This window comes from Nocardia sp. MDA0666, assembly GCF_003023875.1.
Lineage (GTDB): Bacteria > Actinomycetota > Actinomycetes > Mycobacteriales > Mycobacteriaceae > Nocardia > Nocardia aobensis.
Genome location: NZ_PYHT01000025.1, coordinates 59,958 through 82,136, shown reverse-complemented (window position 1 = coordinate 82,136; position 22,179 = coordinate 59,958). Strand labels below are relative to the sequence as shown.

2 protein-coding genes (1 of these 2 cut by a window edge) are annotated in these 22,179 nt (G+C 70.5%); both read right to left on the bottom strand.

The features are described 5' to 3' along the window. Window positions 1-4,522: part of a non-ribosomal peptide synthetase coding region (locus tag C8258_RS26915; protein WP_146161346.1), annotated on the bottom strand (this coding region is incomplete at its 3' end). 9,391 nt of the annotated region lie to the left of the window's left edge; the window shows 4,522 of its 13,913 annotated nt. Then, window positions 4,522-22,179 (bottom strand): non-ribosomal peptide synthase/polyketide synthase, encoded by a 17,658-nt coding sequence (locus tag C8258_RS26910; protein ID WP_233225362.1) that lies wholly within the window; start codon window positions 22,177-22,179, stop codon window positions 4,522-4,524. The genes C8258_RS26915 and C8258_RS26910, both read right to left, overlap by 1 nt.

Below are 22,179 nucleotides of genomic sequence, written 5' to 3'. Positions count from 1 at the left end.
TGCGCACATCGTCGGCGGTGACCTCGTGGCAGGTGATCGACACCGCCGCTTCGGTCGGGCCGTACATATTGTGCAGGGCGCCATCGCACTTCTCGGCGAACAGGGCCGCGGTCTCCGCGGGCAGCGCCTCACCGACCACGAAGGCGGCCCGCAGGGTGGTCAGTTCGTCCGCCTCGGCGTGGTTGAGGAAGACGGTGAGCATCGAGGGGACGAAGTCGGTCAGCGTCACTCGCTGCGCGGCAATGGTTTCGGCGAGATAGCGGGCGTCGCGGTGGCCGTCGGGGGTGGCCACGATCAGGGTGGCGCCCGCGCGCAACGGAAGGAAATAGCCCCACAGCGAGACGTCGAAGGTGGTCGCGGTCTTCTGCAGATAGATGTCGCCGGCGCGCACCCCGTACTCGGCATGCATCCATTCGAGCTGATTGGCGATGGCGCGATGGCTGACCGCGACACCCTTGGGCCGCCCGGTCGAGCCGGAGGTGAACAGCACGTAGGCGGGATGGTCCGGATGCAGCGTGCCGTTGCGCTCCCGGTCGCCGATCGTGGCCGCGGAGTAGTCGGTGAGGTCCAGCTCGTCCAGGTGGTGCAGGGCGACCGTATCGGCGGTCGCCGGCGGTAGTGCGAAGCCGGCGGCCCGCGTGGTCAGCACGGTGTGCGGCCGCGCGGTGGCGATGATGTGGCCGATGCGCTCGGCCGGATGGGACGGGTCGACCGGAACGTAGGCGCCGCCCGCGTGCAGCACCGCGTACATGCCGAGCACCAGTTCGATCGATCGCGGCATGGCCAGGACCACCAGCGTCTCCGGACCGACGCCGGATTCGATCAGCTTGCGCGCGAGCCGGTTCACCCGCTCCGACATCTCACCGTAGGTGAGCTCGGTGCCCTCGAACACGAGTGCGCGGTTGTCCGGCGTGCGGCGCGACTGCCGATCGAAACCCTCGTGCAGGAAGTGGTCGAACACCTTGTGGCCGCTGGCATTCCAGCTGGAGGTCACATAGTCGAGTTCGCCGGCGTCGAGCAGTTCCAGATCACCGACCGGCAGCTGTGGGTCGGCGGTGGCGCCGCCGAGCAGGCGCAGGAATTTGGCGGCGAATTCCTCGACCGTGGGCGCGTCGAAAAGGTCGGTGGCGTAGGTGAATTCGGCACGGTATCCGCCATCGGCGGTGGGCGGGGTGGAAATGGTGAGCTGGAGGTCGAATTTCGCGAAGCCGGGATCGAAATCCACGAGCTCGCTCTCGAGACCCGGCAGTTCCGGCGCACCGACACCGAGGTCCTGCATGAACAGCCCGATCTGGAACAGCGGATGCCGCGCCTGCGAACGCGCCGGATTCAGCACCTCCACCAGGCGTTCGAACGGAATTTCGGCATGGGCGAAGGCATCGAGGTCGACGGCGCGGGTGCGGCGGACCAGGTCGGCGAAATCGGTGTCGCTCGCCACCCGGGTCCGCAGGACCAGGGTGTTGACGAACATGCCGACCAGATCGTCTAATGCGCGCTCGCCGCGGCCCGCGACCGGCGTGCCGATCGCGATATCGCTCGTCCCGGACAACCGGGCGAGCAGCAGCGACAGCGCCGCGTGCAGCACCATGAACGGCGTGGCCCGCAGCTGCTCGGCCAGCTCGTCGATCGCCGCGCGCAGGCCGGCGTCGATGGTGAATTCGACGGTCGCGCCCCGGTACGAGGCCGCGGCCGGGCGCGGCCGATCGACGGGCAGATCCAATTGCGCCGGGAGCTCGGCCAATTCGCGCTGCCAGAAACTCAGCTGCCGGGCCGCCTCGGAGTCCGGATCGGTGTCGTCGCCGAGCACTCGCTGCTGCCACAGCGTGTAGTCGGCATAGTGCAGCGGCAGCGGCGACCAGTTCGGGGCGGTGCCACGGCTGCGCGCGGTGTAGGCCTGGATCAGGTCGCGCAGCAGCGGTCCCATCGACACCCCGTCGGCGGCGATGTGATGGACCACCAGCACCAGGGTGTGATCGTCGGCGCCGGTACGCAGCACCCGGACCCGTACCGGAATCTCGGCGGCGACGTCGAAACCGGTGGCGGCGACCTCGCGTACCGCGGCGACCAGATCGGCCTCGGCGACCTCGACCGGTGTCAGTTCCGGCTCGGCGACGGGCCGGACAACCTGCACGGCCCCCGCGGCGGTCTGCGGGTACACCGTGCGCAGCACCTCGTGGCGCGCGGTCACGTCGGCGACGGCCGCACGCAGTGCCGCCGTGTCCAGCCGGCCCCGCAGGCGCAGCGCGACCGGAATGTTGTCCACCGCCGCCGCGGAATTGCCGGTGGCGTCGCTGTTGGCCAAGCGGTTCAGGAACCACATGCGGCGCTGCGCCGCCGACAACGGGACCGCCTCCGGACGCGGACCGGCGACCAGCGGCGGCCGCACGCGGGCGGTGGTGGCCAGGGCGGCGAGTCCGGCCGGAGTGGGGCGGTCGAAGAAGTCCCGCACGTCGACCGCGATGTCCAGGGCGGCCGAGATACGCGCGATCGCGCGGGTGGCCAGCAGCGAATTGCCGCCGCGGGCGAAGAAGTCGTCGTCGGCGCCCACGGCGTCGATACCGAGCAGGTCGCCGAAGATCTCCGCGACCGCTCGCTCGCCCGGCGTCGCGGGCGCACGGAATTCAGTTGCGGCACTGCTGAATTCAGGCTCGGGCAGGGCCTTGCGGTCCAACTTGCCGTTGGCGTTGACCGGCATGCGGTCCATGCCGACGAGCAGGGTCGGCACCATGTATTCCGGCAGCCGCTGCGCGGCGTCGCCGAGAATCGCTCCGGAATCGAGTTCGCATCCGCCGGCCGTCACGACGTAGCCGATCAGGTGGTCGCCCGTGCTGTGCCGGTACAGCACCACCGCGGCCTGGGCGACCGATTCGTGCGCCAGCAGCGCCGCCTCGACCTCACCCAGTTCGATCCGCAGACCGCGCAGCTTCACCTGGAAGTCGCTGCGGCCCAGATATTCCAGTTCGCGCGGGCCGCCGTCGATCCCGCTGTTCCAGCGCACCAGATCGCCGGTCCGGTACATGCGATCGCCCGGGGCGCCGTGCGGGTTGGCGACGAACCTCTCGGCGGTCAGGGTCGCGCGGCCGAGGTAGCCGCGGGCCAGCTGCACACCGGACAGATACAGCTCGCCCACCACACCGTCCGGGACGGGCTGCAGGTTGTCGTCCAGGACGTGCAGATCGGTGTCATCGGCCGCCGCGCCGATCGGAACCGAGACCGTATCGGCCGCGGTCACCTCGTGCGCGGTCACGTCGACCGCGGCCTCGGTCGGGCCGTACAGATTGTGCAGGCTCGCGCCGCTCACATCGCGGAAGGCAGCGCCGGTCGCGGCGGGCAGCGCCTCACCGGAGGCGAATACCGCACGCAGGGAGTCGATATCGCTCATCGCCTGCGCATCCGCGACCGCGGCGGCGAACACTGCCAGCATGGACGGCACGAAATGCGCGATGGTGACGTGCTTGGCGGCGACGGTCCGGATCAGATAGGCCGGATCGCGGTGGCCGTCCGGTACGGCGAGCACCAGCCGGGCGCCGATCTGCAAGGGCCAGAAGAACTCCCATACCGACACGTCGAAGGTGAACGGCGTCTTCTGCAGCACCACATCCGCGGCGTGCATGCGGTAGCAGCGCTGACGCCAGCGCAGATTCGCCACGATGGCGCGGTGCGAGACCGCGACCCCCTTGGGCCGGCCGGTCGACCCGGAGGTGAAGATGACGTAGGCGGTGTTGTCCGGGCGAGCCGGCACCACCTCCTCGGACTCCAGCACCGACGACCGATCGCCCGTCTCCCAATCGAATTCGTCCACCCGCAGCACGGGCACACCGTCGAACGCGGGACTTCCGGCATGGGTGAGCACCACGACGGGCGCTGCGATCTCCAGCACGTACGCGATGCGATCGGCGGGATGTTCCGGGTCGATCGGCACGTAGGCGCCGCCGGCCTTGTGGATCGCGTACATGCCGATCACCAGTTCGAGCGATCGGTGCATCGACAGGCCCACCCGGGCGTCCGGGCCCACTCCCAGCCGGACGAGCTGCCACGCCAGCGCGTTCGCTCGGGCGTCGAGTTCGGCGTAGGTCAGGGTCCGGCCGTCGAATTCCACCGCGACCAGACCGGGCGTGCGCGCCACCTGTTCGGCGAACAGCGTCGCGAGGGTATCGGCGGGAGCCAGGCCGGGTTCGAGCACATCCGCGGCCGCGGTGAGCGCGTCGTCGAGCAGATCGGAGACGGCGGCGGCGAGCGCGCCCTCCCCCGATTCCAGCAGTGCCGGCAGCCGTCCCGAGACGACCACCTGCACGAGCGCATCCGGGGTCAGCGCGTCACCCATCGCCGCGGCCAGCGTGGTCAGCTCCGCACCCAGCTCGGCATAGGTGAGCGCGATGTCCTCGTGGCGAACCGCGACGCGCTGCGGTTCCAGATCGGCGACGACCTCGATCAGATACAGCAGATCCGCGATGCCGTAGGCGCCGCGCAGCGCGGGGTGCTCGGTGGACCGGACGGGTGTAACCGACTCTGCATGCGTCATCAGTGGGTTCCTTCCGTGGTGAGCACGCCCTGTGCGCGCAGATGCAGGGCCTCGAGCATCGTGGTGAGTCCGCCGGCGCCGGCGGCGAGAACGCCGGGCAGCAATCCGGCCAGCGCGACATTGATCAGCGCGTCGGGCGTGGCGCTCGCGCCCATGGCCCGGCCGACGGTGACCATCTTGTGGTGCAGTTCCGCGAATCCGATTCCGCGACCGCCGAATTCGACGGCCAGCGAATCGGGTGCCGTTCCGGCGGCGGCGGCGATGAGATCGACCAGATCGCCGGGCAGCCGGGTGGACGCCGCGCGGCCGGTGCGGCGATCGCGTTCCTCGGCGGTGCGAATGTCGATCGCGCGCACGGTGATCGACGGATCCGCCGCCACCGCCCGCACGACCAGCTGTAGTCGTTCGGCGAACAATCGCACCGTGCGCTCGTCGAAGATGTCGGTGGGATAGCAGAATTGCATCCGCAACCGGTGCAGTTCACCGTCCGCGCCGAATTCCTCCAGTGCGGTCAGCTGGAGATCGAATTTCGCCTCCGGCAATGCCGGTTCGAGGGTCTCGACCCGCATGCCGGGCAGCGTGACCGCCGTGGCCGGCAGGTTCTGGAAGGTGAACAGCACCTGGAAGATTGGCGTATACGCGCTGGTGCGGGTGCGGCCCAGCGCCTCCACCACCCGTTCGAACGGCACCTCGGTGCGGCCGAGCGCCGCCAGGTCGCCGTCGCGCACATTCCGCAGCAGTTCGGCGAAACTCGTCCGGGCGTCGATCTCGGTGCGCAGCGCCACGGTGTTGACGAACATGCCGACCAGATCGTCGAGTTCACGGTCCCCGCGCCCGGCGACCGGTGCGCCGACGACGATGTCGGACTGTCCCGACAGCTTCGCCAGCAGCACCGCGAAGGCGGCGTGCATCGTGGAGAACAGTGTGGTTCCGTGTGCTCGCGCGACACCGGACAGCTGCGCGACCAGCGGCTGGTCGAAGGCGAAATCGACCGTCGCGCCGCGCATCTCACGCCGGGCGGGACGCGGGCGGTCGGTGGGCAGCGCCAGCTGCTCGGGGGCGCCGGCCAGCCGGTCGCGCCAGTAACCGAGCTGCTCGGACAGCACGCTGCCCGGGTCGGTGTCGGCGCCGAGCACGGTCCGCATCCATTCGCTGTAGTCGGCGTACTGGACGGGCAGCGGACTCCACTGGGGCGCGGCTCCGGCCAGGCGGCTGGTGTAGGCCGCGATCAGGTCGCGGGTCAGCGGCGCCATCGAGTAGCCGTCGGCACTGATGTGGTGGACCACCACGACCAGGATGTGCTCGTCGTCGGCCACCCGCAGCAGCCGCACCCGCACCGGCGGGGCGGCCGTGACGTCGAAGCCGACGGTGACGATCTCGGCGATACGCTCGTCGATCTCGGTGCGCCGCACCGCAATCGGCTCGATGTCGACCGGTGTGGCGGGCAGCACCTCCTGCACCGGTTCCGGTTGGGCCGAGGTGGTGCGGACTTCCGGATACCGGGTGCGCAGGATGTCGTGGCGGCGAACCAGATCCGCGAGCGCCGCCCGCAGGGCGTCGAGGTCCAGCGCACCGGTGAGGCGCAACGCGACCGGCACGTGATACGCCGCCGAATCCGGGGCGAGCCGATTCAGCACCCACATCCGCTGCTGGGCGAGCGACAGCGGCACCGCCGCGCCGGTGGTCCGCGGCCGCAGCGGCGGACGGACGTCGCGCTCGGCCGCATCGATCCAGGCGGCCAGCGCCGCGACGGTCGGGGCGGTGAAGACCGCGGCCACCGGCACCCGCACGCCCGAGGCCGCACCCAGCCGCGCGGCCAGGCGGGCGGCCGCGAGCGAGTTGCCGCCGAGTTCGAAGAAGTCGGTGCCGGCGCCGATCGGCGACTCGCCGTCGGCGGGCCGTCCGACGACATCGGCGAATTCCGCTGCCACCAGGCGTTCGGTATCGGTGCCCGGTGCCCGGAATTCGGCCTCGGACAGCACCGGGGCGGGCAGCCGATCGCGGTCGACCTTGCCGTTGGCCGTGAGCGGCAGCGCGTCCAGCACCACCACGGCCGCCGGCACCATGTACTTCGGCAGTTCGCTGCCGAGCGCCTCGCGCAGCGTATTCGCGTCGACGTCCGCGCCGGGTACCGCGGCATAGGCGATCAGGCGCGGTCCGGCGCTGCCGTCCGTGCGGGCCACCGCGACCGCGGCCTCGACGCCGGGCCGGCGCAGCAGAGCGGCCTCCACGTCGCCGAGTTCGATCCGGAAACCGCCGATCTTGACCTGGAAGTCGGCCCGCTCCAGATATTCGAGCAGCCCGTCGGTCCGGCGGCGCACGATATCGCCCGTGCGGTACATGCGGCCACCGTGGAACGGATCGGCGACGAAACGCCCCGCGGTGAGCGCCGGTTGTTCCTGATAGCCGCGGGCCAGCTGGTCACCGGCCAGATACAGCTCGCCGGGCACACCCGGCGGAACCGGCCGCAGCCGACGATCGAGCACATGGGCCCGGCTGTTCCACACCGGTGCGCCGATCGGCACCACCGGCTCCGGATCGGCGCCGACCCGGTGCGAGGTGATCGACACGGCGGTTTCGGTGGGGCCGTACAGATTGAACAGCGTTGCGTCGCTGCGGCTTGCGAACTGCCGCGCCGTCGACTGCGGCAGCGTCTCACCGATCGCGAGGACGGCGCGCAGCGTCTGCGGCAGGGCGGTCTCGTCGGCCAGCAGCATGCCCAGCAGCGAGGGCACGGTGAACAGCACGCTGACCCGGTGCCGCCGCATGAGCTCGCGCAGGTGGTCGGGATCGCGTTCGCTGCCCGGCTCGCTGATCACCAGGGCTCCGCCGCTGACCAGCACGGACCAGAACTCCCACACCGAGAGGTCGAAGGTCGCGGGCGTCTTGAGCAGCGTGCGATCAGTCCCGTCGATACCGAATTCCGCCCGCAGCCACAGCAATTGATTGACGATGGCGCCGTGCGAGACCGCCACGCCCTTGGGGCGTCCGGTGGAGCCGGAGGTGAACACGACATACGCGGTGTTCGACGGCCGCAGCGGCGCGACCCGATCGGCAGCGGTGATCGGCGCTCCCGGATGGTCCGGCAGATCCGTGCCGGGATCCACCACCACGATGTCGTCGGGTATCCCCGGCACCGCACCGCTGCCCAGCACACACACCGGCCGCGCGGTCTCGACGATATGCGCGATCCGGTCGGCCGGATGGTCGGGATCGATCGGCACATAGGCGCCACCGGCCTTGGCCACCGCGAACATGGCGATCACCAGATCGACCGAACGGCGCAGCGCCAGCACCACATTCGTCTCCGGACGCACACCGAGGCCGATGAGGTGGCGGGCCAGCCGGTTGACCCGGGTGTCGAATTCGCGATAACTCAGTTCGCTGCCGTTCTCGTCGATCAGAGCCACCGCCGCGGGCTGCGCGGCGACCCGGGCGTCGACCAGATCCACCAGCGTCGCCTCGGGAATTTCCCGCGCCGTCCGGTTGCAGTCCTCGATCACGAACCGGTACTGCTGTTCGCCGAGCAGATCCAGATCGCGGATCCGGGTCGCGGGTGCGGCGGCCACCGTATGCAGGACACGGCTCACCTGGGCGGCGATCCGCTCGGCGGTCTCGGCGGTGAACAGATCGGTCGCGTAGCCGAGTGCCAGCTCGATGCCCGCCGGTGTCCCGGTCTCGGTGTGGTGGTCGACGGCGAACAGATGCAGATCGAATTGCGCGATCTCACTGTCGGATTCGACCTCGGTGACGGTCAGGCCGGGTAGTCGCAGGGTGGCGCGATCGTGGTTCTGGAACGACAGGCCCACCTGCACCAGCGGATGCCGGGCGGTCGAGCGACGCGGATTCAACACTTCGACGAGGCGTTCGAACGGCACGTCGGTATGCGAGAGGGCGGCGATATCGGCCGCCCGTACGGCGTCGAGCAGCGTGTCGAAGGAGGCGTCCACATCGACCGCGGTCCGCAACACCACGGTATTGACGAACATGCCGATGACCTCGTCCAGCGCGGCGTCGTTGCGCCCCGCGACGGGCGTGCCCACCGCGATGTCTCCGGTGTCGCACAGCCGGGCCAGCACCGCCGCGAAGGCCGCGTGCACGACCATGAACACCGTGGCGCCGGCGCCGCGGCCCAATCCGGCCAGCCGCCGGTGCAATTCGGCGTCGACGGCGAATGCGACGCGGCGGCCGTGCAGGCTCTGGCGGGCCGGACGGGGCCGGTCGGTCGGCAGATCGAGCTGATCCGGCAGGCCGGCCAACGTCTCGCGCCAGAACGCGATCTGCCGGGCGGCCACCGATTCGGCATCGTCCTCGGCGCCCAGCAGGCGCTTCTGCCACAGGGCGTAGTCGGCGTACTGCACCGGCAGCGGCGACCAGCCGGGCCGCTCGGAGCGGGCCCGGGCCTCGTAGGCGCGCATCAGATCGGCCACGAAGGGCACGATCGAGGAGCCGTCGGCGCAGATGTGATGCAGCACCGCCGCCAGCACATGCTCGCCCGGGGCGAGTTCGAATACCCGCACCCGCACGGGCACGTCGGCGGTGACGTCGAATCCGGTGCCGAACAAATCCCGGATGCGTCGCGGCAGTGTGTCTTCGGTGACCGGTTCGGCGGTCGCGTCGATGTGGACCCGTTCCGCCGGCAGGATCACCTGGGCCGGTTCGCCGCCGATCTCGGGGTAGACGGTGCGCAGCGATTCGTGCCGGGCCACCACATCGCGCAGCGCCGCACCGAGAGCCTGCCGGTCCAGGTCGCCGGACAGGCGCAGTGCCAGCGGAATGTTGTAGGCGGCCGACGTGCGGTCGAAGCGGTTCAGGAACCACATCCGCTGCTGGGCCGGCGAGAGCGGCAGCCGCGCCGGCCGCTCACCGGCGACCAACGCGGGCCGGGCGCCGCCGGACAGCGCCGCCACCGCGAGGTCGGCGACCCGCGGATTCTCGAACAGGGTGCGCACCGGGACGCTCACACCGAGCGCCGCGCCGATACGGGCGACGGCCTTGGCTGCCGAGAGCGAGCTGCCGCCGAGAGCGAAGAAGTCGTCGTCGGCACCCACCGCGCGCTCGGTATCGATGTCGCCGAGCACCTCGGTGAACACATCCGCCACGATCTGCTCGGCAGCGCTCGTCGGCCGGCGGTAACCCACCGTCTCGAACACCGGCGCCGGCAAGGCGCGCACATCGAGTTTTCCGTTGACGGTCAACGGAATTCGATCCACCGCGACCACAGCCGCGGGAACCATGTGCTCGGGGAGCCGCTCGGCCACCGTGCGACGCACCGACAGCACGTCGAGGCCGGCACCGACCACATATCCGACGATCCGGGCTTCGGCTCCCTCGTCCGCGCGCACCACGACCGCGGCCTGGGCCACCGAATCCACGGCCAGCAGGGCGGCCTCGATCTCGCCGAGTTCCACCCGGAAGCCGCGCAGGTTCACCTGATGGTCGGCGCGACCCAGATATTCGAGGTCGCCGGTCGCGGTCCACCGCGCCAGGTCGCCGGAGCGGTAGGCGAGTGAACCCGCCGTCCCGTAGGGGTCGGCCACGAATCGCCCGGCGGTCAGGCCGGGCCGCCGCAGGTATCCGCGGGCGAGTTGTCCGCCGGAGACGTAGATCTCGCCCGGCACGCCCACCGGCACCGGCCGCAGCCGGGAATCGAGCAGTCGCACGGTCAGACCCGGCAGGGCGCCACCGATCACGCCCGCCGCGCCGGTGTGCGCGTCGATCGGCCGGAACGACACGTGCACCGTGGTCTCGGTGATGCCGTACATATTGATCAGCTGGGGTGTGTGCGGATACCGCGCCAGCCAGTCCCGCAGCCGCGCCGGCTCCAGCGCTTCGCCGCCGAAGATCACGTAGCGCAGGCGATAGTCGGCCGGAGCTTCGGCCAGATCCGCGCTCATCAGCTGGTAGAACGCCGAGGGCGTCTGGTTGAGGACCGTCACGCCCTCGTCGATCAACAGGTCCCGGAACTGCTGCGGCGACCGGGAGGTGAAGTAGTCGACGACGACGATCCGGCCGCCGCGCAGCAGCGCACCCCACAGCTCCCACACCGAGAAGTCGAAGGCGTAGGAGTGGAACAGTGTCCACACGTCGGAGCGGTCGAATTCGAATCGCTCGCGGGAATTGTCCAGCAGCCGAATGACATTGGCGTGCGGCACCTGCACACCCTTGGGACGGCCGGTGGAACCGGAGGTGTAGATGACGTAGGCGGTGTTGTCCGGGCGCAGCGGCGCGCGGCGGTCGGCATCCGTGATCGGCGCGGTGTCCAGCTCCTGCCAGGACACGGTGTCCAGGTCGATCACCGGGCCGTCGAACCAGCCCTGGGCCGCGCCGGCCGCATCGGTGATCGCGCACACCGGCCGGGCGTCGGCGAGGATGTACTCGATCCGGTCGGCGGGGTAATCCGGATCGATCGGCAGATAGCCGGCGCCGGATTCGACGACCGCGAGCAGTGCGACGATCAGGTCCGCCGAGCGCGGAAGCGCCACGGCCACCAGCGTTTCCGGACCGGCGCCCGCCGCGATCAGGCGCCGCGCGAGGCCGTGGGCCCGGTCCGCGAGTTCGCCGTAGGTGAGGATCGCGTCGCCGGCGCGCACCGCGATCGCCGTTCGGTCGGCGCGCGCGGCCGCCGCGAAACGCGTGGCGATGGTGGTCGTTTCGGCGCGGTCGGCGCCGCTGACGGACCATTCGTACAGCGCGCGATGCTGTTCCTCGGCGCTGAGCAACTGGATGTCGCCGACCACGACGGTGTGATCGTGGCTGACCGCGGCCAGTACCTGCTCGAAGCGCCGCGCCAGCTCCGCGATCGTCGACGCGTCGAAAAGGTCTGTGGCATAGGTGATCTCGACCGACATTCCGCCCGCGCGGCCGTCGTCGTCGATGGACTCGACCAGCGTGAACTGCAGGTCGAACGCGACCGCTGCCGCGTCGACGGGCTCGGGCGTGACGTGCAGTCCCGGCAGCTCGACCTCGGGCAGGGTGAAGTTCTGGAAGGTCAGCGCCACCTGGAACAGCGGATGGCGGCTCGCGGTGCGGGCCGGCGCCAGCATCTCCACCACCTGCTCGAACGGCACGTCGACCTGTGACAGGGACGAAATATCCTGGGCGCGAACGGTATCGAGCACCGTGTGGAAGTGCTCGCGACTGTCGATCTCGCTGCGCAACACGATGGTGTTGACGAACATGCCGACCATCGGATCCAGCGCGGCCTCGCCACGCCCGGCCACCGGGGTGCCGATCGCGATGTCGGAGGTGCCCGACATGCGCGACAGCAGTACCGCCAGCGCGGCATGCACCGTGCTGAACAGGGTGGTCTCGTGTTTGCGGGCGAGTTCGCCCAGTTCGCTGTGCAGATCGGAGTCGATCTGGAAGCGGTGGCTGCCGCCGCGATACGACGGCGTCGCCGGACGCGGACGGTCGGTGGGCAGTTCCAGCTGTTCCGGCAGCCCGGCCAGGCGGGTGCGCCAGAATTCGCGCTGGCGGAAGAGTTCGGATTCCGGATCGGCCGGATCGCCGAGGACCTCCGCCTGCCACAGCGTGTAGTCGCGGTACCGCACCGGCAGGGCCTGCCAGCCGGGTGCGTGCCCGGAGCGGCGTGCGGCGTATGCGGTCGTCACATCGGCGGCCAGAGGGGCCAGGGAAAGGCCGTCGGCGCAGATGTGGTGCAGGACCAGCAGCAGCACGTGATGATCGCCGGACAGCGCGAAAAGCTCTGCGCGCAGGCCGGTCTCGGCGGTGAGGTCGAAGTCGGTGGCGCAGATCCCGGCGATGCGCTCGGCCAGCGTCTGCTCGCTCACCGCGGCCACGCGCAACGCCGGGATCTGCGCCGCGGCGGGCTCGACGACCTGCACCGGTCCGTCTGCGGTATCGGGGTAGCGGGTGCGCAGCGTCTCGTGCCGTTCGACGACATCGGCCAGGGCCGCGCGCAGGGCGTCGACATCCAGATCTCCGCGCAACCGCAGTGCCAGCGGGATGACGTCGACCGCGGCCGCCGCCCGTTCGTCGGCGCGGTAGCGGTTGAGGAACCAGATCCGCCGCTGCGCCGCCGAGAGCGGCACCTGCTCCGGGAGCGTGCGCGCGGTCAGCGGGGCGCGCGCGCCGGTACCGGCCAGCAGCTCGGCGCGCGCCGCCAGCTCGGCCACCGTGGTGGCCTCGAACAGCAGGCGCACCGGCAGCTGGGTGTCCAGCGCGGCGCCGATGCGGGCCAGCACCTGGGTGGCGAGCAGCGAATTGCCGCCGAGGTCGAAGAAGTCGTCGTCGCGACCCACGCGCTCGGCGCCGAGCACCTCCGCGAAGACCTCGGCGACAACGGCTTCGGCCGCCGTGGCCGGCGCGTGGTATTCGCGCGCCTGCCAGACCGGATCGGGCAGGGCGCCGCGGTCCAGCTTGCCGGAGCCGTTGAGCGGGAACGCGTCGAGGACGACGTACGCCGCCGGGAGCATATAGGCCGGTAGTCGCCGCGCCAGTGCGGCCTTCACCGCGTCGACATCGATGCCGGCGCCCTCGGCGGGCAGCAGGTACGCGACCAGCCGGTCGCCGGTCTGCGGGTCGGGGCGGACGACCACCACGGCCCGATCGATCCCGGGCACGGCGGTGAGCGCCGCTTCGATCTCACCCAATTCGATGCGCAGGCCGCGCACCTTGACCTGAAAGTCCGTGCGGCCCAGATACTCCAGTTCACCGCGGGGATTCCACGCGACCAGGTCGCCGGTGCGGTAGAGCCGCTCCCCGGTGCCGAACGGATCGGCCACGAAACGTTCTGCGGTGATGTCGGGGCGGCCGACGTACCCTTCGGCCAACTGCGTTCCGGCCAGGTACAGCTCACCGGCGACGCCGACCGGCACCGGGCGCAACCGCGCGTCCAGCACGTACAGCCTCGTGTTGAACACCGGGCGGCCGATCGGCACGGTCGTGGTGTCGGTGTCGACGACCTCGTGGTGAGTGACGTCGACCGCGGCCTCGGTCGGCCCGTAGAGGTTGTGCAGTCGCGCCCCGGTCGCCGCCCGCACGCGCTGCGCGACCTCCGCCGGCAGCGCCTCACCGGAGGCGAACACCGTCCGCAGCGAACCGGGCCGCGCGTGCGCGAGGAACACCGCGAGCATCGAGGGCACGAAATGCGCTACCGAAATATGTTCGGCGCGAATCACTTCGGCGAGGTAGGCGGGGTCGCGATGGCCGTCGGGCCGGGCCACCACGAGCCGGGCGCCGACCTGCAACGGCCAGAAGAACTCCCACACCGACACATCGAAGGTCGCCGGAGTCTTCTGGAGTACGACATCGCAGGCGGTCAGTTCGTATTCGGACTGCATCCACACCAGCCGGTTCACGATCGCCCGGTGGCTCACCGCCACACCCTTGGGCCGGCCCGTCGACCCGGAGGTGAACAAGACGTAGGCGGGATGGCCCGGCAGCAGCGGTCGCAGGCGGTCGGCGTCGGTGAGCGGCGCCGACGAGTAGTCGCCGGTGTCGAACAGGTCGATGTCCAGGATGGCGCAGTGACTGACCAGACCGCTGGTATCGAGATCGAGTCCGTCGGTGGAGCGGGTCAGGACGCACACCGGTCGCGCGGTGCGCAGGACGTCACCGGTGCGGTGGGCCGGGTGGTCGGGGTCGAGCGGTACGTAGGCCGCGCCCGCGGCGACCACCGCGTACATGGCGACCACCAGGTCGTCGCTGCGGCGGATACCCAGTGCCACGGTGCGCCCGGGGCCGACGCCGATCGACACCAGCAGCCGCGCCAATCGATTCACCCGCGCCGAGATCTCGGCGTAGGTCCATGCGGCGCCCTCGAAACGCACGGCGACGGCATCCGGGCTGCGGCGCGCCTGCTCGGCGAACAGATCGGCCAGCGTGGTCGCCGGCACCTCGTGCGCGGTGTCGTTCCACGTCACCAGGGTCTGTTCGCGTTCGGCGGCCGACATCGGTTCGATATCGCCGACCGGCCGTTCCGGCTGCGTGACCAGGGCTTCGAGTACCAGGCGGAACCGGCGCGCGAATCCCGCGATCGTGGGCTCGTCGAACAGGTCCGTCGCATATTCGAAGACCGCTGCCAGGCTGCCGTCGGCCTGTTCCTCGGCCGTCAGGTGGAGGTCGAATTTGGCTGTGCCGGAATCGAGTTCGAGCGTCGTCGCGCACAGGCCGGGCAGCCGCGGTGCGCCGGCGGCGGCCTGGCGCAGATCCAGCATCACCTGGAACAGCGGATGCCGGGCCGCCGAGCGCATCGGGTTCAGCACCTCGACCAGACGCTCGAACGGGACGTCTCGGTGGGCGAAGGCGCGCAGGTCGCCGTCGCGCACCGTGTCGAGCAGTGCGGTGAACGAGGACTCGGGCGCGACGTCGGCACGCAGCACCAGCGTATTGACGAACATGCCGACCAGATCGTCGAGCGCGGCCTCACCCCGGCCGGCGATCGGCGTACCGATCGCGATATCGCGCTGCCCGGACAGTTTCGCCAGGATCACCGCGAACGCGGCGTGCAGCGCCATGAAGAAGGTGGCGCCGGTCCGCTCGGCGTGGGTTCGCAGCGCGGAGACGGTCTCGGCGGGCAGCGCGAATCGGTACCGGGCCCCGCGGCCCGTCGCCGTCGCCGGCCGCGGCCGATCGCCCGGCAGAGCCAGCACATCGGGCAGGCCCGCCAGTTCGGCTGCCCAGAACCGGATCTGCTCGGCGATGGGCGAATTCGGATCGTCTTCGGAGCCCAGCACGGCCCGCTGCCAGAGCGCGTAGTCGGCGTACTGCACCGGCAGCGCCGGCCACTGCGGTGTCCGACCGGCCGTACGCGCGGCGTAGGCCTGCATCAGATCCCGCGTCAGCGGCGCGATCGACCAGCCGTCCGCCGCGATGTGGTGAATCGAGACGACGAGTACGTGCACGTCGGCGGCGCAGCGCAGCAGTGCCGTCCGGATCGGCGCCTGGTCACGCACCACGAAGGCGACGGCCGCCTCGGCCCGCAGACGCTGCGCCAATTCGTCCTCGTGCACCGGCTGCGGTGTCAGGTCGACCACCACGTCCGCCGGATCGAGCACCTCCTGGTGGGGCACCCCGTCGACGGCGGGATAGCGGGTTCGCAGGGCCTCGTGCCGTGCCAGCACATCGCGCACCGCCGCGGCGAGTGCGGTGATGTCCAACGTCCCGTGCAGCCGGATGGCGGTGGTCAGATTGTCGACCGCCGATTCGGTGTCGAACTGGTTGCGGAACCACATCCGCTGCTGCGCGTAGGACAGCGGCAGCGATTGCGGCCGCGGCCCGGCGGTCAGTGCGAGGTGGCGGCGTGGGGCCGAATCCCGCAGTCGCCGAGCGAGTTTCGCGACACCCGGGTTTTCGAACAGCAGGCGCACCGGGACCTCGCGGTCCAGCGTCTCGGCCAGCCGTGCCGAAACCTGGGTGGCTACCAGCGAATTGCCGCCGAGGGCGAAGAAGTCGTCGTCGAGTCCGACCTGTTCGACACCCAGTACACCGGCCAAGACCGCCGCGACCGCCTTCTCCTCGGCGCTCTCCGGCGCCCGGAACCGTTCGGCGGCCAGCACGGGATCGGGCAGGGCCGCGCGATCGAGTTTGCCGGACGCCGTGAGCGGCATGGCCGCCAGCGCGACGTACGCGCTCGGCACCATGTACGAGGGCAGCCGATCCCGCAACCGGCTCTCGGCGAGGGTCTGCGGATCGCCGTCGCACACGACATACGCCACCAGCAGATCACCGGCCCGATGCCGGTACACCCGCACCGCGGCGGCGTCGATTCCCGGCGTGGCCAGCAGGGCCGCCTCGATCTCGCCTAGCTCGATGCGCTGGCCCCGCACCTTCACCTGGAAGTCGCTGCGGCCCAGATATTCCAGTTCCCCGGTGCGGAGACGGCGTACCAGGTCACCGGTGCGGTACATGCGCGCGCCGGCGGGGCCGAACGGATCGGCCACGAATCGCTGGGCGGTCGCGCCGGTCCGTCCCTGGTAACCGCGGGCGACCTGCGCACCGGACAGGTACAGCTCGCCGATCACCAGATCGGGGACCGGCCGCAGCTGCTTATCGAGCACCAGAATATGGCTGTCGCGCACCGGTTTACCGATCGGCGCCGGGCCGGTGCGGTCGGGTGTGATCGGGGCGTGGGTGGCGTGCACGGTGAATTCCGTGGGCCCGTACAGATTGTGTACCGCGGCATCGCTCACCGCGGCGAACGCGCGCACCGCCGCACCGTTGAGCGCCTCGCCGGCGACGAGAACACAACGCAGCGTGCGGATATCGGCCGGCGCCACGGTGTTCGCGAAGGTCGCCAGCATCGACGGTACGAACGAGGTCATGGTCACGGCGTGCCGGGCGATCGTCGCCGCCAGATAGGCGGTGTCGCGGTGCCCGTCCGGGGTGGCCACCACGAGCCGCGCTCCGCTGCTCAGCGGCGCGAACAGCTCCCACACCGAGACGTCGAAGGTGGCCGGGGTCTTGAACAGCACCACGTCCCGCTCGCCGATCCCGTACTCGGCGGTGATCCATGCGATCTGGTTGTCGAGCGAACCACGCTGGACGGCAACACCTTTCGGCGTCCCGGTGGACCCGGAGGTGAAGATGACGTACGCGGTGGCGGCCGAGCGCACCGGGGCGAGCCGGTCGGCGTCGGTGAGCGGGCGATCGGACAGGCCGTCCCATTCGAGCGCATCGATCGCGATCTGCCGGACGTCGAGATCGGGCGCGTCACCGGCGGTCAGCATGCACACCGGCGCGGCGGTCTCGGCCATCTGCCGCAATCGGGCGGTCGGCTGATCCGGGTCGACCGGCACGTAGGCACCGCCGGCGGCCAGTACGGCGTAGGCGCCGATCACCAGCTCGGCGGACCGGCGCATACCCAGGACGACCAGCGATTCCGGCCCGACGCCCGCGCCGACGAGATGGCGCGCCAGGCGGTTGATCCGGGCCGACAGCTCGGCATAGGTGTAGTGCCGCTCGCCGTCGACCAGGGCGACCGCGTCGGGTCGCAGAAGCACCTGCCGCTCGAATGCGGTGAGCACGCCGGGGGCGGATTCCTCGGCGCCGCGACGGCCGGATTCGATCGCGCGCCGCAGCTCGGTCGCATCGAGCAGCGGCAGCTGCCCCACCGCGCGGGTGGGCTCGGCGACCGCATGGGCGAGCAGTTGCCGCCACCACCGCGCATAGCCCGCGATGGTGTCCGGCTCGAAAAGATCTGTGGCGTAGGTGAACTCCGCCGTGATCCCCGCCGGTGCCGGACCTTCCCCGGGACCGGCACCGGCGAAGCTTTCGGTGACCGTCAGTTGAAGGTCGAACTTGGTCACCGCCGTGTCCAGGGTACTCGTCCGCACGGACAATCCGGGTAACTCGACGGCGATGTCCTGAGTGTCGGCCACACCCAGCATCACCTGGAACAACGGATGCCGGGCCTGCGATCGGACCGGGTTGAGCGCCTCCACCAACTGTTCGAAGGGCAGATCGGCGTGGGCGAAGGCACCCAGGTCCACCGCCCGGACCCGTTGCAGCAGAGCGGTGAACGGTTCGTCGGCCGCCACTCGGGTGCGCAGCACCAGCGTGTTGACGAACATGCCGATCAGATCGTCGAGTTCGCGGTGACCGCGACCGGCGACCGGGGTGCCGATCACGATGTCCTCGCCACCCGAGACGCGTGCGAGCAGCGCGGCCAGCGCGCCGTGCAGCACCATGAATGTCGAAACACCCTGGGCGCGGGCGAGTTCGGTGATCGCCGCGTGCAGGTGCGCGGGAAGGTCGAAGCGGTAGGTGGCGCCCCGGCCGCCGGCCACCGCGGGCCGCGGCCGATCGGCGGGCAAGTCCAGCTGGTCGGGAATTCCCGCCAGCGTGTGCGACCAGTAGCCGAGCTGCTGGGCGGCCAGGGAATCGGTATCTTCGGAATCACCCAGCCGATCTCGTTGCCACAGCGCGTAATCGGCGTACTGCACCGCCGGCGGCGCCTCGACGGCATCGACTCCCGACCGGCGCAGGCTGTAGGCCGCGGCCACATCCCGCGCCAGCACCGGCAGCGACAGTCCGTCCGCGGCGATGTGATGCAGCACGATCGCCAACGCGACATCTTCAGCGGACAACTCGAAAATTAACGCGCGCAACGGGATTTCGGCGGCCAGATCGAAGCCGCGCGCGGCCAGCCGGGCCAGCTCGGCGTCGAGGCCCTCCGCGGCAACGGTTTCCACCGCGAAGGTTTCCGGGCCCACGTGTTCGGCGGGAAGAATATGCTGCCGCGCCACGAGGTCGTCGTCCGCGGGAAAGACCGTGCGCAGCACCTCGTGCCGGGCCACCACATCGGCGAGGGCCGAGCGCAGGGCATCGGTATCGACCGCACCGGTCATCCGGACCACGAACGGCATGTTGTAGCCGGCGCTGTCCTGCTCGAACCGGTTGAGGAACCAGATGCGCTGCTGTGCGGGCGAGAGCGGCAGCACCCGCGGACGCGTCCCCGCGACCGGACCCGCGCTCTCGTGCATGTCCTCGGTTTCGAAGGCGCGGTCGATCAGCTCGGCCAGCGCCTCGACCGTGGTGGCCTCGAACAGTTCCCGCACACCGAGGGCGCAGCCGAGATCGGCGTTCAGTCGCGCCGCCACCTGCGTCGCGACCAGCGAATTGCCACCCAGGGCGAAGAAGTCGTCGTCGAGTCCGATGCGCTCACGGCCGAGCACCTCACCGAGCACCTCGGCGACGGCCCGTTCCGAGACCGACTGCGGTCGGCGGTACCGTCCGGCGGTTCGCTCGGGCGCGGGCAACGCGGCCCGATCGAGTTTGCCGGAGGCGTTGACCGGCAGTGATGCCAGCATCACGTAGGCCGCCGGCGCCATATAACCGGGCAATTCCCGCGCGGCCGCGCTGCGCACCCGCGCCACGTCGACCGCGCCGGCGGTGGTTTCGACCAGATAGGCGACCAGTTGCGCACCGGTCCCGGCATCGTCGCGCACCACGACCACCGCGCGCGCGACCCCGGGCACCGCGCCGAGCACCGCTTCGATCTCGCCGAGTTCGATCCGCAGGCCGCGCAGCTTGACCTGGAAATCGGTGCGGCCCAGATAGTCGAGCTCGCCGTCGGCGGTCCAGCGGACCAGGTCCCCGGTGCGATACATCCGCGCCCCGGGGCCGGCCTCCGATTCACTGTCCGCGAACGGATCGGCGACGAACCGTTCGGCGGTCAGCTCCGGCCTCCCGACGTAGCCCCGGGCGAGCTGAACCCCCGACAGATACAGCTCACCCGGAACGCCGACGGGCACCGGCCGTAACCGTGCGTCGAGCACGTACAGCCGGGTGTTGAAGACCGGTGCGCCGATCGGCACACCGGTGGTATCGAGCGGGCCCACCTGATGCGCGGTGACATCGACCGCCGCCTCGGTGGGCCCGTACAGATTGTGCAGCCGCGCGCGCGGCGCGACGGCGAGCAGTCGCTGTGCCAGCGGCCCGGGCAACGCTTCACCCGATGCGAACACCGCCCGCAGCGAACCCAACGCGGAGCCGTCGACCACACCGCCGAGGAACGCGGCGAGCATCGAGGGCACGAAATGCGCGATGGTGACACCGAATTCGGCGATCGCCGCACGCAGATAGGCCGGATCGCGATGCCCGTCGGGCGAGGCCAGCACCAGGCTCGCGCCGGCCTGCAACGGCCAGAAGAACTCCCACACCGACACGTCGAATGTGGCGGGGGTCTTCTGCAATACGACGTCGGCGGCGGTGAGCCGGTAGGCGCTCTGCATCCAGACCAGCCGGTTGACGATCGCGGCGTGCGTGACCGCGACGCCCTTCGGCCGTCCGGTGGAGCCCGAGGTGAAGATGACGTACGCGGGATGCTGCGGCCGCAGCGGCGAGACGCGCTCGGAGTCGGTGACCGGCCGATCGGACAGCGCCGACAGGTCCAGTGCGTCGATGTCGATCCATCGGGTGTCGCCGTCACCGTGATCGGAGACGGTGGTCAGCACGCAGACCGGCTTCGCGGTCTCGAGCACGTACCCGATGCGTTCGGCGGGATGATCGGGGTCCAGCGGCACATACGCCGCACCGGCCGCCAGCACCGCGTACATCGCGACCACGAGCTCCGGCGAACGCCGAATATGCAGTGCCACCGTGGTTTCCGGTCCGGCACCGCGCGCGATCAGGTGGCGCGCGAGCCGGTTGACCTCGGCCGCGAACCCGGCGTAGCCGAGGGTCCGCGGGCCGCGCAGCGCGACGGCCTCCGGGGTCCGCGCGACCTGACGCTCGAACATCGACACCAGGGTCGCGTTCGCCCCCGCCGACTCGGTGATGTCCACCTCGGTGGCGTTCCAGATCCGGAGGCTGACCTCACGCTCCAGATCGGTGGTGACGGCCACCGACGACAGCGGCCGCTCGGGATCGAGGTCGACCAGCCGCTCGAGGAACCGGACGAAGCGTGCGTGATGGCGGGCGATGTCGTCGGCGCCGTACAGATTCGGGTTGGCCTCGAAGTCCACGTGCACGCGGTCGCTGTCGCCGTAGTAGACGTTGAGGCTCATATCCTCGACCGGCCCGGTCGAGAGCACGTGATAGCGGCCGACGGTATCGCCCAGGGTCAGATCGCTGCGGAACAGCATGATGTTGGCCAGCGGCCCGAACAGCGCGCGCCGGGTGGCCAGGCCTTCCATTCCGGCGTCGCGGCGGATGTCCTCGTGCCGGTAGCGCTGATGCCGCAGGGCACCGGCGACCTCGACCCGGGTCTGCTGCAGCAGTTGCGCCCAGGTGGCGTCGCCGACCTGCAGCCGCAGCGGGACGATATTGGAGAGCATGCCGGCCGAACGCCGCATCACCGCGGTCGTGCGGGCGGTGACCGGCAGGCTCAGCACCGCCTCGTCGCGTCCGGTCAACCGGGCCAGATAAGCCGCGAAGGCCGCGAGCAATACCACCGCCGCGCTCGAATCATGCGCTGTCGCAAGGTCGTTCATCCGGGTGACGACCTTGTCCGACAGGCGGCGGCCGTGCACCAGGTTCCCGGCCGCACGGGGTGCGGTGCGGCCGTTGAGGGTGGTCGCGCCGTCCAGATCGCGGACCCGCTCACCCCAGTACTGCCGGTCCGAGCCGAATCGGGTGCTGTCGCGGTAGCCGTGTTCGCCCTCTACCAGCGAATCGAGGCTGCCCGCCTTGGCCGGTTCGGGTTCGACGCCGCGCAGTTCGGCGGTGTAGCGCTCGGCGACGCGCATGGTGTTGGTCAGGGCGCCGAATCCGTCGAGAACGATGTGGTGGGCGCGCAGATACCAGAACCATCGCCGTTCGCCGACCCGCAGCACGGCCCCGGCGAACAGCCGGTCCGTCAGCAGATCCACCGGTCGCGTGTAGTCCGCGCGCATCCAGTCGTGGGCGGCGGCGACCGGATCGGGAGCATCGCGCAGATCGACCGGCACGATGTCGACGGGAAGCCGCGGGTCCACGCACTGATACGGCTCGCCGTCGGTTTCGCCGAGCCGCACCACCGTGGACCCGAACTCCCGTGCCGCGTCGCCCGAGACCTTTTGCAGGACTTCGACATCGAGGTCGCCGTGCACGTCGACGTACTGGGCGATATTGATCGGAGTTCCCGGGTCGAGCAGCTGGGCGTACCAGACTCCGAGCTGCGCCGGTGTCAACGGGAACGGCGACGGATCCGACGTGGTCTCGGCACCGTGACTTTCCCCCGGACCGAATCCGCTCAACTCCGAACCCTGCAC